The organism is Aquihabitans sp. G128 (genome assembly GCF_019048865.1).
Lineage (GTDB): Bacteria > Actinomycetota > Acidimicrobiia > Acidimicrobiales > Iamiaceae > Aquihabitans.
Genome location: NZ_CP077604.1, coordinates 3,056,545 through 3,070,303, shown reverse-complemented (window position 1 = coordinate 3,070,303; position 13,759 = coordinate 3,056,545). Strand labels below are relative to the sequence as shown.

Genomic DNA, 13,759 nt, shown 5'->3' with positions numbered 1-13,759 from the left:
GTTCTTACGATCGCCGCATGATCCGGAACCACCCCACCGCCGTGCCGGGCGGCCGGCTCGGTGCCCCGTGAGCGCCCTGGCCGTCGACGGCACCTTCGAGCTCGACCCCCGTGACCCTGCGTTCCTGGCCGACCCGCACGCGGTCTACGACGCCCTCCGCCCGGAGCAGCGCCTGGTGGTCGACCCCATCGGCTGGTCGGCCATCACCTACGCCGGCTGCGACGCGGCGTTCCACGACCAAGCCCTGATCCCCGGCATCGACCCGCTGCTCGAGCAGCTCGGCTTCGGTCCGCTGTGGGGCACGCCGGGCCGCACGCTCACCGACTCCGAGGGCACGGAACACTCGCGGCTGCGACGGGTGGTCAGCCCCTGGTTCACCGCTCGGCGCATCGCCGCCCTGCGTGATCGCACCCGTGACCTCGTTGACCAGCAGCTCGCCGCCCACGACCCGGCCGCGCCGCTCGAGCTGGTGGGCGAGCTCGTCGACGTGGTGCCCGCCCGCCTCTTCTGCTGGATGGTGGGCGCCGGCGAGGGCGACGACGGCCAGCTGGCCGACTGGTCCAAGGACCTGCTGCTCGTCTTCACCGCCACGGAGGCCATGGTCGAACCGGTGCGCACCGCCAAGGCCGAGCTGGCCGAGTACACCCACGCCCTGCTGGCCCACAAGCGGGCCCACCCCGCCGATGACCTGGCCACCGTGCTGGCCGAGGCCTCGGCGGCCGGCACCATCGACGAGCTCGACGCCTTCTGCCTGCTCGAGGAGCTGCTCAGCGCCTCGGTCGACAACACCGCCAACACCGCCGGGCTGGCGCTGCACACCCTGGCCGAGCACCCCGATGCGTGGACGCACGTGTACGACGACCCCGGCGCGGTGGCCCAGGCCGTGGAGGAGTGCGGCCGCTTCCAGCCCGCCATCCGCCACACCATCAAGTACGCGGTGGCGCCCACCACCATCGACGGCACCGCGGTGGCGGCCGGCGAGTTCGTCACCGTCCGCATCGCGGCCGCGCACTGCGACCCCGACGTGTACGACGACCCCCACGCCCTGGACGTGCGCCGTCCGCTGGCCAAGCCCCAGCTCGCCTTCGGCGCCGGCCGGCACTACTGCCTCGGCGCCGCCCTCGGGAAGATGGAGCTGCAGGAGATGGTGGGCGGCGTGACCCGCCGCTGGCCGGGCGCATCGGTGGCCGACGGGGCATCGTTGTCGATCAACGCCGCGGGCCTGGTCCACCGCCTGCCGCTCGACCTGGAGGTCTCGTGACCGCTGACGCCGACGGGTGGGAGCGCCCCATCCCGCACTTCTCCCTCGACCCCTTCGCCGGGTGCCAGACCGTCAACGGGCTGGCCTCGGACCTGGTCCGCTCGGCCCTGCACAAGCACGTCCGCATGGGCCGGGTGGAGCAGTCGGTCCGCGCCGCCATGGAGCTGGCCCGCACCGACGAGGCCCACGAGCACATGCTCTGGCAGCGGCTGCGGGTGATCGCCGCCGAGGACATCGGCCTGGGCACGCCCGAGGCCATCGCCGTGGTGGCCGCCCTGCACGGCAGCGCCGAGCTGTTCGGCCACGCCACCTACGAGCGCCTGGAGATGGCCGCCCAGGCGGCCGGCTACCTGGCGACGGTGCCCAAGGACCCCACGGTGGGCGAGATCATGCAGGTGGTCCTGCACGAGGACCGGGTGGTCGACATCCCCGCCGAGGCCGTCGACATCCACACCGAGCGGGGTCAGGTCGAAGGCCGCACCATGTACGACTGGTTCACCACCGGCACCGCGGTGCACCCCGAGGTGGCAGGCCGAGACCGCACCTGGCACCACCGGCTCGACGACCTCTACTTCGAGCTCGACCCCCCGGCCGACGGCCAGCGCTGAGGCACCGGCGCAGCCGAGCGCGGTCGCTGCCCGGAGCCGGGGCCGCCGGCTCGGCCGCCCCGCTCGCCTGCCCGGCGCCCGGTGTTGCACCGATCGTTGACCCATGGATCGGTGCAACCGTAGGTTGGCCGCTCGCCGTGCCGTCGGGGCACGACGGTGCACGGTTCGAGGGGAAGGCGCCGAGATGGAGGAGACCGACTGGGCCACCGGGTTCGACCACTTCGACCCCGCCTACGCCCAGGACCCGTTCCCCATCTGGGCCGAGCTCCGGGAGTCGTGCCCCGTGGCCCGCTCCGAGCGGTTGCGGGGGATGCTGGTCCCCACCCGGATGGCCGAGATCGAGGCCGTGGCCCGCGACACCGAGACGTACTCGTCGCGCAGCCCCCCTGGTGGCCGAGTTCGGCGCCATGAGCGACTTCAGCATCATCGTGCCGCCCATCTCGTCGGACCCGCCGCACCACACCGGGTTCCGCAAGTTGCTGCTGCCGTTCTTCTCGCCCCGGCGCATCGAGGCCCTGCGCGCCCAGGTGGTGGCCCACGCCGAGGAGCTGATCGACGGCTTCGAGGGGACCGGCTCGGTCGACGCCGCAGTGGCCTACGCCCAGCACATCCCCGTCGACGTCATCGGCACCATGCTCGGCGTCGAGCAGGGCGACGGCGACCTGTTCCGCGGCTGGATCCGCGACACGCTCGAGCTCGGCCCCACCAGCATCGAGTCGGCCGCCGCCGGCCTGTTCGGCTTCCGCGAGTGGCTGGTGGCGCAGATCGAGCGCCGGACGCACGACGGCATGGGCGACGACCTCATCTCGTTCCTGCTCACCGCCGAGCTCGACGGCCGACCTCTGGACGAGGCCGAGGTGTTCGGAGGGTCGCTCCTGCTGCTGGTGGCCGGCATCGACACCACGTGGAGCGCCATCGGCGCCAGCCTCTGGCACCTCGCCGGGCACCCCGAGGACCAGGCCCGGCTCCGGGCCGAGCCCGAGCTGCTGCCCACCGCCATCGAGGAGCTGCTGCGGGCCTACGCGCCGGTCACCATGGCCCGCGAGGTCACCCGCGACGCCGAGCTGGCCGGGTGCCCCGTGCACCGCGGCGACCCGCTGCTGCTCCCGTTCCCGGCGGCGAACCGCGACCCCGAGGCGTTCGCCGAGCCGGACCGGGTGATCCTCGACCGCCAGCCCAACCGCCACGTCGCCTTCGGCCTCGGCATCCACCGCTGCCTGGGGTCGAACCTGGCTCGCATGGAGGTCACCGTTGCCGTCGAGCGCTTCCTCGCCCGGGTCCCCACCTTCACGCTCGCTGACCCCGACGCCGTCCGCTGGTCCACCGGCCAGGTCCGCGGTCCCCGCACCCTCCCGCTCGCCTTCTGAGCGAGCGCTCTCGCCTCAGCCCGCCCTCCCGCCGGTTCTGTCGGGGATCCGTGTCGTGGGAGAGCGAGTTCTCCGTACAGAACGGATCGGGCGGTGGGATCGCCGGTTCTGTCGGGGATCGGTGTCGTGAGACAGGGAGATCTCCGTACAGAACGGATCAGGCGATGGGAAGGCCGAGCGCCCGATGCGCGGGCGACGACCGGACGGCTCAGTCGTCGGGCTCGTCGCCCTCTTCGTCGATCATGGCCGAGGCGCCGAGCAGCGAGCCCTTGCGCAGCACGGTGACCGGTCCGTCCTCGGACACGACGATGACGGTGGCCGACGGGTCGTCGTAGCTGTAGCGGCGGCCGGCGGTGTGTCGGGTGCCGCGGTAGCCGTCGACCTCGGCTTCGGCCTCGGGGGTGGGCACCAGCCGTACGCCGATGCGGCGCAGGACGCCGCCCTCGTCGAACAGGGTGGCGCCGTCGACCTGGGCCAGGACGTGGCGCAGCGGCGCCAGGTCGGCGGCCTTGCGGATGTTCAGCGGGGGCGGGATCGGCAGGCGGTCCTCGAAGCTGGTGGGCAGCGCATCGTCGGGCCGGTAGACGAGCGTGGCGCCGATGCCCCGGGCGCCCAGGTCGTGCACGGCGAACTCCAGCAGGGTCTCGAGCACGTCGCGGTCGCCAGCGACCGAGCAGGCGCTCACCGCGTCGAGCCAGGCCGAGACCAGCGGCTCGTGGTGCCAGGCCAGGCCGTCCCAGCGGTACACGCCGAAATCGCCGGCCAGCCGCACCACGCCGGAGGGGTGGCGCTGCACGATGCACGCGCCGAACGCCTCGGCCAGCACCACCAGGTCCCGCTCGGAGCCGGCCGGTCGGTCGAAGACGGCCCAGTCGTCGCAGCCGTCGGTGCGGCGCAGCAGCCAGCTCACGATGCCGTCGGCGTAGGGCCGGGCTCGCTCCACCGGCGTCCCGTCGACCGGTCGCAGGCTCATGCCCAGCTCCGTCCGGTCGCTCCACGTGGCCGACGGCGTGGTCGGCCCCACCACGGCGCCGTAGCTCGGCACCCGCCGCTCGTGCACGGCGGGCCGCAGGGCGTAGTCCAGCTCGGCGATGGCGACCTCGTGCCACGGCGCCGAGCCGTCCAGGTGCAGCCCGACCTCGCTCAGCTCCTCGACCAGCCGCCGCAGCTGGTTCTCGGTCGACGGCCGGCGCATCCCCATGCCCCGCAGGCTACGGCCGCCCCACCCCCCGGCGACCCGCCTCTACCTCGCCTCGCCCAACCCGCTCCACCGCCGGGGCGCATCCCCCCGGCGGAACTTGTGGGCTGACACCGCCGTCTTCGGCGCTCTGGGCCCACAAGTTGTGGAGGAGTCGACCCCCTCGATCGAACTTGTGGGCCGAGGCTGCTGTTTTCGGCGGTCTGCGCCCACAAGTTCGAGGGTGGTCTGGGGCCCGCAGGTCGAGGCTGCGGGGGTGTCGTCGGGGCCGGGCGCGGCAGGTCAGGGGAGGAGGGTGGCGGCGACGGTGGCGCCGAGGTCCCAGGCGGACTCGAGGTCGGCGGGGGACGGGGCGCCGGTGAGGCGGAGCGGGTCGCGCACCGCACGCCAGCCGAGGCCGGTCACGATGCGCTCGGTGCCGCGCACCGCGCCCTCGACGTCGTCGTTGCCGTGGACGTAGAGCGCGTACGGGCGGCGCTGGGTGGCCTGGAGGCACGGGTAGTAGATCGTGTCGAAGAAGTGCTTGAGGGCGCCCGACAGGTAGCCGAGGTTGGCCGGGGTGCCCAGCACGTAGGCGTCGGCGGCGAGCACGTCGCTCACCGATGCCGACAGCGCCGGGCGGACCACGACCTCGACGGCGGCCAGCTCCGGGGCCGAGGCGCCGTCGACCACGGAGCGCAGCACGGCGTCGAGCGCGGGCGACGGGGTGTGGTGCACCACCAGCAGGCGGGGCGGACGCTCGTCGGCGACCGAGCCGGGGTCGGGACCGCTCCGGGAGCGGCGAGCAGGCTCGTCCCCCGGGCCGACGGCCGGGCGCTCGTCAGGCTCGCGACCACGGTCGCCCAGCCCGGTCGCACCGGCGGCGGCAGCCACGCCCGCGTCGGCCATCGCTACTCGATCTCGGACCAGGCGACGATGCCCTCGCCGAGGGCGTGGACCTGGGCCACGAGGGCGAGGCGGTTGGCCTTCACGGCGGGGTCGTCGGCGTTGACCTTGACGGCGTCGACGAAGGCGTTGAGGGCGGTGGCCACCGGCGCGGCGGCGTCGACGAAGGCGTCGAGCCCGGTGCCGGCCGGCGAGAACGCCGCCAGGGCGTCGAGCAGGCCCTGCTCCACCTCGGCGCTGGCGGTCTCGAAGTGGGCCGGGTCCGGCTTGGGCAGCGCGGCCCGGTCGGTCTTGGCGAGGAGGTTGCCAGCCCGCTTGAGGCCGTCGGCCACCAGCGAGAACTCCGGCGAGCCGACCTGGTCGGTGAGCTGGCGCAGCACGGCGATGACCCGGGCCGGGTGGTCGCCGTGGAGCAGGGAGGCCCGCACCAGGTCGTGGCGGAAGCCGAGCTCGGCGAGCGTCTGGGTGAAGCGCTTCTGGACGAACGGGCCGATCTTGGCCTGCAGGTCGGCGGCCGAGGCCTCGACCGGCAGGTGCGACGCGGCGAGGGCGATGCCCTCGGAGATCGACACCTCTTCGAGCGCCGGGTCGATGCCGGACATGGCGATGACCAGCAGCCCACGGGCGGCGCGGCGCAGGCCGTAGGGGTCGGCGGAGCCGGTGGGCTCGGCACCGACGGCGTAGAGCGCGGTGATGAGGTCGAAGCGGTCGCTGAGGGCGAGCACGGCGCCGGGAAGCGTGGACGGGACGAGGTCGCCCGAGGAGCGGGGCAGCTCGTCCTCGAAGATGGCCACGGCCACCGCCTCGGGCAGGTCGGCGGCCCGGGCGTAGTGGAGGGCCATGGTGCCGGCCAGGCTCGACATCTCGATGACCATGCTCGAGGCCAGGTCGAACTTCACCAGCGGGCCGGCCTGCTGGACCACGGCCAGGGCGTCGCCGTCGATGGCGAGGGTGGCGGCGAGGTCGAGGGCCACCGCGGCGATGCGATCGACGCGGTCGCGCACCGAGCCGAGGCGGCTGTCGAAGGTCAGCGAGCCCAGCTCGTCGGCGAACTGCTGCACCGGGGTGGCGAGGTCGCGGGCCACGAAGAAGGCGGCATCGGCGTAGCGGGCCTCGATGACGGCCTGGTTGCCGCGACGGACGACCTCGGGCTCGATGGAGCCGTTGGCCACCGTGACGAAGTGGGGGAGCAGGTTGCCCTCGGCGTCGGACACCGGCAGGTAGCGCTGGTGCTTGGTCATGACCGAGGTGAGCACCTCGGGCGGCAGGGCGAGGTGGTCCTCGCGGAACGAGCCCAGGACCGGCGTGGGGTCCTCGACCAGGTTGACGACCTCGTCGATCAGGCGGGCCCAGCGGTCGGTGTCGATGGTGCCGCCCACGCTGGCGGCCAGGGCCAGGGCGCCCTCGACGATGGCGCTGCGGCGCTGCGCCGGATCGGCGGTGATGCCGGCGGCGGCCAGCGTGGCGACGGCCGTGTCGGCGTCGGCGTAGGTGGCGGTGGGCTCGCCCGTGGAGCGGAAGAGGCGGGTGGCGCGACCGGCAGCCAGGCCGGCCCAGGTGGCGGGCACGACCTCGGCGCCGAGCAGCACGGCCAGCCAGCGCACCGGCCGGCTGAAGGCGATGGCGTCGGGGCCCGGGCGCCAGCGCATGTTGCGGCCGAAGCGGAGCGAGTCGAGCAGGCCGGGGACCAGCTCGGCCAGGGCCTCGGCGGCGGGCAGGCCGGCCACGTGGCTGGCGAAGGCCAGGTGCTCGTTGCCGTCCTCGGTGACGCGGGACAGCTCGGCGACGGTGGTGCCGCGCGACCGGGCGAAGCCCTCGGCGGCCTTGGTGGGGTTGCCCTCAGCGTCGAAGGCGGCGCTGACCTTCGGGCCGCGCACCACCTGGTCGACGTCCTCCTGGTTCGGGGCGACGTCGGCGACGGTGGCGATCAGGCGCCGGGGCGTGCCGATGACGGTGACGGCGCCGTGCGCGAGCCGGGCTGCTTCGAGCCGCTTGGGCAGCTCGGCCTCGAGGAGGGCGATGCCGTGGCTCACGTCGGCCGCGGGCAGCTCCTCGACGCCGAGCTCCAGGAAGAGGGTGGACGGCTCGGTGGTGGGGGCCGCCGCCGGGGCCACGGTGGGCGCGGCATCGGCGACGTCGGCGCGGCCGAGGGGGAACGTGAGCTCCTCGCGGCTGGCCAGCCAGAGCTCGGCGACGTCGTGGGCCAGCGACCGCATCTGCGAGAAGGCGCTGGCCCGCTCGGTGGTGCCCATGGCCTTGCGGGAGTCGAGCACGTTGAACGTGTGCGAGCACTTGAGCAGCTGGGCGTGGGCCGGGATGGGCAGCTTGGCGTCCACCAGGCGGCGGGCCTCGGCCTCGAAGTCGGTGAACTGGCGGCGCAGCAGGTCGACGTCGGCCACGTCGAGGTAGAAGGTGCTCCACTCGAACTCGTTCTGGGCGAACAGCTCCCCGTAGCTCAGGGTCTCGGTGTAGGGGATGTCCTTGAAGTGGTCGACGGCGTGGAGCGCCATGAGGATGCGCTCCATGCCGTAGGTGATCTCGGTGGCGGGCGGGTCCAGCACGAGGCCGCCGGCCTGCTGGAAGTAGGTGAACTGGGTGATCTCCTGGCCGTCGAGCCAGACCTCCCAGCCCAGGCCCCAGGCGCCGAGCGCAGGGGACTCCCAGTTGTCCTCCACGAAGCGGATGTCGTGGGCGGCGACGTCGATGCCGATGGCGGCCAGCGACTCGAGGTAGAGCTCCTGCGGGTTGCCCGGCTCCGGCTTGAGGATCACCTGGAACTGGGTGTGGGCCTGCAGGCGGTTCGGGTTGTCGCCGTAGCGGCTGTCGTCGGGCCGCACGCTGGGCTCGACGTAGGCCACGCCCCACGGCTCCGGCCCCAGCACCCGCAGGTACGTGGCCGGGTTCATGGTGCCGGCGCCGACCTCGGAGTTGAACGGCTGCACCACGGCGCAACCGCGTGCCGCCCAGAAGTCCGCGAGACCGAGCAGGGCGGCTTGCATGGTGAGCAACGGAAGGACTCCTCGGTACGTGCGGCGGCGCCGTGGCCCGGCGCTGGTCCCGACGAGCGTCGACGGGCGCCGACCCCTCGCGGGAACCCGTCAGGGTACTACCGCCTCCCAGCACCACCCCCAGCCCGTTCCCCGCCCCACCCGGACGGAGCCGGCCGGGGGCGCAGCGTCAGGCGAGGCGGCGGCGGTTGCGACGGGCGGCGAGGACGAGGCCGGTGCCGCAGGCGGCGAAGGCGAGGGCGAGCTGGACCAGCGGGGCGGGCTCGGTGCCGGTGCGGGGCAAGGTGCCCGTGCCGTTGCTGCTACCGGTCCCCGCTCCGTCCCCCGCTCCGCCGACGCCCGAACCGGGGACGGTGGGCGTGGTCGGCGCCGCCTCGTCGTCGAACGTGACGTGCACGGTCACCTCGGCGGTGCAGCCCTTCCCGGCGGTGTCGACCGCGCTGTAGAGGAAGGTGTCGGTCCCGGCGAAGCCGGCGGCCGGCGTGTAGGAGACGGCCGACTGGTCGTCGTTCGGCTCGGCCACGCCGCCCTCGGTGGTCACGCCCTGCTGGCCGTCGATGCCTGCGGCCGCCGCCTCCAGCGGGCTCGGGTCGCCGCCCAGGTCGAGGTCGGTGTCGTTGGCCAGCACGTCGACGGTGGCCGCCTCGTCCTGGCCGACGGTGATCTCGTCGTCGACGCAGACGGGTGCCGGGTCGTCGTCGTCCGGGTCGGGCGCAGCGACGGGCGGGCTGGTGATGGTGGCGTGGACGGTGGCGGTGGCGCAGCGGTTGGCGAGGTCGCCGGGCTGGCGGCCGTCGGCGCCGTAGGCGGGCGCCGGGTTGGTGGGGTGGACCAGGGCGTGCACGTCGCACACCGCGTAGTCGAGGTCCGCTACGCCCTCGGCGCCGGCCACCGGCACCAGGTCCACCCGGCACTGGGCGTCGACGGAGGCCGACGCCACCAGGCCCGCGGGGGTCGCCACCAGGGCGCCGGGTGTGCACTCGAGGGTCTCGCCCTGGGCGTCGAAGTCGTTGGCCTTCACGTCGAGGTCGACCACCGGCGTCGAGGAGTCGGTGACCACGGCGTCGTCGACCGCCTCGGGGGCGGCGTTGGGCACCACGAAGAGGGCGACCTTGCCCTTGCCGCAGAAGGGCAGGCCCTCGAGCTGCGGCGTGTTCGGGTCGTCCTCGGCCGGGTAGTCCGGCGTCTGCTGGGCCGGGTCCTCGCAAGCGACGTAGTCGAACGAGGTCGGGCCGCTGAAACCGCTGGCGGCCGTGAAGCGGATGGTGCGGGCGTCGAGGCGCACGGCGGTGCCGGCCGCCGGGTCGACGCCCTGGATGCCGTTCACCGTGGGGATGACCACGCCCGAGGTCGGGTCAGACGGCGCGGGGCCGTTGGGGTCGAGGTCGTTGGCGAACACGGGGATGTCGACGGAGTAGGCGCCGATGCCCTCACCGGCGTAGCCGGCGTCGAGGGTGTCGACGTCGGTCACGCCCACCACCGGGGCGATGAACGTGTCGTTCACCGGGGTCACGAGCACCGACGCCTCGGCATCGCTGCAGCGGCGGCTCGTGGTGGCCGAGAGGTCGTCGGGCGAGCCCTGGTCGTAGCCGGCCACCGGCGTGGCGAGGGCACCGTGGGCCCCGACGCCGAGCAGCGGGTGCGTGTCGCAGATCCGGTAGGCGAAGGTGCCGCTCTTCTGGGTGGCGGTGTCGTTCGAGCTCCACGTGACGGTGCAGTTGCTCTGGACCTGGGCCGAGCCGGCGCCGTTCGACACCGACGGCACGTCCTGGATGCAGGTCACCGGGTCGCCGTCGACGCTGTTGGCCGAGGGCTTCAGGTCGAACACCACGCCCACCGCCTCGTCGTTGGCGGCGAACTGCACCGGGCCGCCCTGGGGTGCGGTGTTCGGGCGCAGCGTCACGTAGACCTTGGTGAACACCTCGAGCCCGCTCTTGGAGCGCAGCACGTAGCCGAAGGAGTCGACGCCGGTCTGGCCCCCGGTGGGCGGCGTGTAGGTGCACGGGCCGACGGACATCTCGGCGAAGGTCGTCTCGCCCTTCTGGGGGCCGGTGCCGCAGCTCACGGTGCCGCCCTTGGCCGAGCCGGGCTGCCAGTCCTTCACCCGCACCTGGGCGGGGTCGCCGGGCCCGCCGGCGACCTCGGGGTCGTCGTCGTTGGCCAGCACGTCGATGCGCACCGCGTGGGCGCCGCCGTTGGCGTCGTCGAGCGTGTCGAGGCCGTAGGTCGCGTCGGTGGTGGCGGTGTCGGCCCCGCTGGTGGGCGCGTCGACGTCGTCGACGGTCCAGTGGAAGCCGACGTCGATCCCGCAGTCGAAGCTGGAGCCGGTGGGCGTGGCGTCGTAGCCGCTGACCTTGAACCGGGGCACGGTGATCTCGCCGGGGGCGGTGGCCCTGACCTTGATGGTCATGGCCACGTAGGCGCCGTCGCCGGGCTGGAACAGGCCCTTGGGGCTGGAGTTCGAGTCGAACTTGTAGGCGAAGGGGCCCACCGGGGCGATCGGGCCCACCGAGCCCTTGCCGTTGTAGGCGAGCGGGTTGACGTAGGTGGTGGTGAGCGCGGCCGAGGTCACCGGGCCGGTGACCGGGAGGTCGAGCTTGAGCGGATCGGGGCCGTCGTTGGGTGACGAGCCGGGGCTGCGGCTGTAGACGGTGGCGGTGAGGCTGATGGTGTCGCCCACCTCGATCTCGGCGCCGTCGGCCACCGACGAGCCCACCGACCACTTGGCGAAGTTCTTGTGGCCGTTGATGTTGATGGGCCCTGCACGCGCTCAGCTCGCCGGTGTCGGAGCCGCCGTTGTACTGCTCGAACACGAAGGAGGCGTAGCCGTCCGGCTCGTCGCCGTCGGCGCCGGCCGGCGTCGCACCACCGGCGATCGCCACCAGCGCGGCGGCCACCAGGCCGAGCGCGCCGAGGAGGAAGGTGTGCCGTACCGATGCCCGCTTGTACATGGCCGGTCACTCTACGTGTGGTCTGACCAACTGTCCACTAATGGTCATACCAGGCGAGCGGTCCGTTCCGCCCGGGCCCACGGGCGCTGACCTGGGGCGCTCGACGGAGGGCCGGTAGCGTGGGCCGCCATGGCCATCACGCGCGTCGCCCGGCAGTCGGTGGCCGACCAGCTGTTCGACCAGCTGCTCGATGCCATCCTCTCCGGCGAGCAGCCGGCCGGTTCGCAGCTCCCGGCCGAGCGGGAGCTCGCCGCCCAGGCCGGCGTGAACCGCCAAGCCGTGCGCGAGGCGCTGCAGCGCCTGCGCCAGATGGACCTGGTGGAGATCGTCCACGGGGGCGGCGTCCACGTGCAGCAGTGGCAGGCCTCGGCCGGCCTCGCCCTGCTCCCGATCCTCCTGCTGCGCGAAGGGCGGGGCATCGACCCTGCGGTCGCCCGCTCGATCATGGAGCTGCGCGCCATCATCGGCGCCGACGCCGCCCGCTGGTGCGCCGAGCGGTCGCCCACCGGCACCGGCGAGCAGCTCCTGGCCCTGGTGGCCGAGATGGACGCCACCGGCGGTGAGCCGGAGCGGTGGGGCGATGTCGGGTTCCGGTTCTGGTCCGCCATCGTCGTGGGCGCCGACAACATCGCCTACCGCCTGGCCTTCAACACCATGCGGGCGGTGTCGGACGCCGTGAGCCACGTGCTCCCGGCGGTGATGTCCACCGAGTGGCAGCGGCTCGACGAGTACCGCACCGTCGCCCAGGCCGTGGCCGCCGGCGACGGCGACCGCGCCGAGACCAGCGCCCGGGCCCTGCTGGGCGCCGGCGTCGCCGCCGTGAACCAGGCGCTGGCCGCCACCACCGAGCCGGCCGGCCCTCCTTCCGCCGGCTCGGCCTGAGCGCACGGCGCCGAACCGGTCCCGGCCCCGCGTGGGGGCCCCGACCAGCAGCGCTGACTGGCCGTCGGCACCGGCGGGTAGCTTCCGGCCGTTCGACGGGCGTCGGTCCGCCGGTCGCCCTCCAGGATCGAGGAGCGAGATGGTCGATGCCGTGGTGGTGGGCTCCGGCCCCAACGGGCTGGCGGCCGCTGTGGCCCTCGCCCGCGAAGGGCACTCGGTCACCGTGCTGGAGGCGGCGCCCACCATCGGCGGCGGCACCCGCACCGAGGAGCTCACCGTCCCCGGCGTGTTGCACGACGTGTGCTCGGCGGTGCACCCGTTCGGCCTGGCCTCCCCGTTCTTCGCCAGCCTCCCGCTGGAGGAGCACGGCCTGACCTGGTGCCACCCCGAGGTCGACCTGGCCCACCCCCTCGACGACGGCTCGGCCGGCGTGATGCTCCAGGACATCGACGCCACGGCGGCCGGCCTGGGCGACGACGGCGCCATGTGGAAGCGCACCTTCGGGCGCCTGGCGAGCGGCTTCGACGAGATCGGCGAGGACCTGCTGCGGCCGATCCTCCACGTGCCCAAGCACCCGCTGCGGCTGGTCGGCTTCGGGCTGAACGCGCTCCAGCCGGCGACGGTGCTGGCGCAGCGGTGGAAGACCGACCAGGCGCGCGCCCTGTTCGCCGGGGTGGCCGCCCACGTCATCCACCCGCTCGCAAAGCCGGTCACCGCGTCGGTGGGCCTGATGCTGATCGCCTCGGGCCACCACGTCGGCTGGCCCGTCGCCCAGGGCGGCTCGCGCTCGATCACCGACGCCCTCGCCCGCCTGCTGCGCGAGCTCGGCGGCACCATCGAGACCGGCACCCGGGTGGATCGCCTCGCCGACCTGCCCGACCACCGCGTGGCCCTGTTCGACACCTCGCCGCGCAGCCTGGCGGCCATCGCCGGCGACGCCCTGCCGCCGCGCACCGCCAAGGCCTACGCCCGGTTCCGGTACGGGCCGGGCTCCTTCAAGGTCGACCTGGCCATCGAGGGGCCCGTGCCCTGGACCAACGAGGCGGCCCGGCGGTCGGGCACGGTGCACCTGGGCGGGACCATCGAGGAGGTCGCAGCCGCGGAGAAGGCCGTGGCGCTCGGGCACATGCCCGAGCGGCCCTTCGTGCTGGTGGCCCAGCAGCACCTGGCGGACCCGTCACGGTCGAACGGGAACGTCCACCCGCTCTGGGCCTACTGCCACGTGCCGAAGGGCTACACGGGCGACGCCACCGAGGCGATCCTCCGCCAGATGGAGCGCTTCGCCCCCGGGGTGCGCGACCAGGTGGTGGGGATGCACGTGGCCGGTCCGGTCGAGGTCGAGCGGGTCAACGCCAACTACGTGGGCGGCGACATCGCCGCCGGCGCCAACACCGCGCTCCAGGTGGTGTTCCGGCCGCGGGTGGCGCTCGACCCGTACGCCACCGGCATCCCCGGCACGTTCCTGTGCTCGGCGTCCACCCCGCCCGGGGGCGGGGTCCACGGCATGTGCGGGGCCGGCGCCGCCGCCTCGGCCCTGCGCTACCTGCGCCGCTGACCGCTGACCGCTGACCGCTGACCGCTGACCGCTGACGGCTCCGG

Annotated in this window: 9 protein-coding genes; 5 read left to right on the top strand and 4 right to left on the bottom strand. The window is 73.9% G+C overall.

Features of this window, described 5'->3' with window-relative positions; all coding sequences use genetic code 11:
* Positions 1–67: 67 nt before the first annotated feature.
* From KSP35_RS14680 to KSP35_RS14670, 3 genes are all read left to right on the top strand, one after another.
* Entirely contained in the window at positions 68–1,261 is a 1,194-nt protein-coding gene (locus KSP35_RS14680) for a cytochrome P450 (RefSeq protein WP_216996570.1), read from the top strand.
* Complete coding sequence (locus KSP35_RS14675) at positions 1,258–1,869, top strand: hypothetical protein (RefSeq protein WP_216996568.1); 612 nt, start codon at positions 1,258–1,260, stop codon at positions 1,867–1,869. Before KSP35_RS14680 ends, KSP35_RS14675 begins: the two co-directional genes overlap by 4 nt.
* 389 nt (positions 1,870–2,258) lie before the next feature.
* On the top strand, positions 2,259–3,236 hold the full coding sequence (locus KSP35_RS14670; protein WP_216996567.1) for a cytochrome P450: 978 nt from the start codon (positions 2,259–2,261) through the stop codon (positions 3,234–3,236).
* A gap of 208 nt (positions 3,237–3,444) precedes the next feature.
* Here the strand turns inward: KSP35_RS14670 and KSP35_RS14665 are convergent, their stop codons facing one another.
* The 4 genes from KSP35_RS14665 to KSP35_RS14650 all read right to left on the bottom strand — a co-directional run bounded on the left by KSP35_RS14665 (position 3,445) and on the right by KSP35_RS14650 (position 11,031).
* Entirely contained in the window at positions 3,445–4,437 is a 993-nt protein-coding gene (locus KSP35_RS14665) for a diadenylate cyclase (RefSeq protein ID WP_216996565.1), read from the bottom strand.
* Between the two features lie 279 nt (positions 4,438–4,716).
* The gene (locus KSP35_RS14660; RefSeq protein WP_217002242.1) at positions 4,717–5,160 is read right to left on the bottom strand and encodes a flavodoxin family protein; all 444 of its coding nucleotides are present in this window, start codon (positions 5,158–5,160) and stop codon (positions 4,717–4,719) included.
* 164 nt (positions 5,161–5,324) lie between these two features.
* Entirely contained in the window at positions 5,325–8,318 is a 2,994-nt protein-coding gene (gene glyS / locus KSP35_RS14655; RefSeq protein WP_254127233.1) for a glycine--tRNA ligase subunit beta, read from the bottom strand.
* A 178-nt stretch (positions 8,319–8,496) separates the two neighbouring features.
* A complete protein-coding gene (locus KSP35_RS14650) occupies positions 8,497–11,031 on the bottom strand; it encodes an Ig-like domain-containing protein (RefSeq protein ID WP_216996563.1) in 2,535 nt (844 codons plus the stop codon).
* Positions 11,032–11,407: 376 nt separating this feature from the next.
* Between KSP35_RS14650 and KSP35_RS14645 the strand changes: the two genes are divergently transcribed.
* Both KSP35_RS14645 and KSP35_RS14640 read left to right on the top strand, forming a co-directional pair.
* Positions 11,408–12,160: a FadR/GntR family transcriptional regulator gene (locus tag KSP35_RS14645; RefSeq protein WP_216996562.1), complete on the top strand. Its 753-nt coding sequence runs from the start codon at positions 11,408–11,410 to the stop codon at positions 12,158–12,160.
* A gap of 139 nt (positions 12,161–12,299) precedes the next feature.
* Entirely contained in the window at positions 12,300–13,715 is a 1,416-nt protein-coding gene (locus tag KSP35_RS14640) for an NAD(P)/FAD-dependent oxidoreductase (RefSeq protein ID WP_216996561.1), read from the top strand.
* Positions 13,716–13,759: the final 44 nt, after the last annotated feature.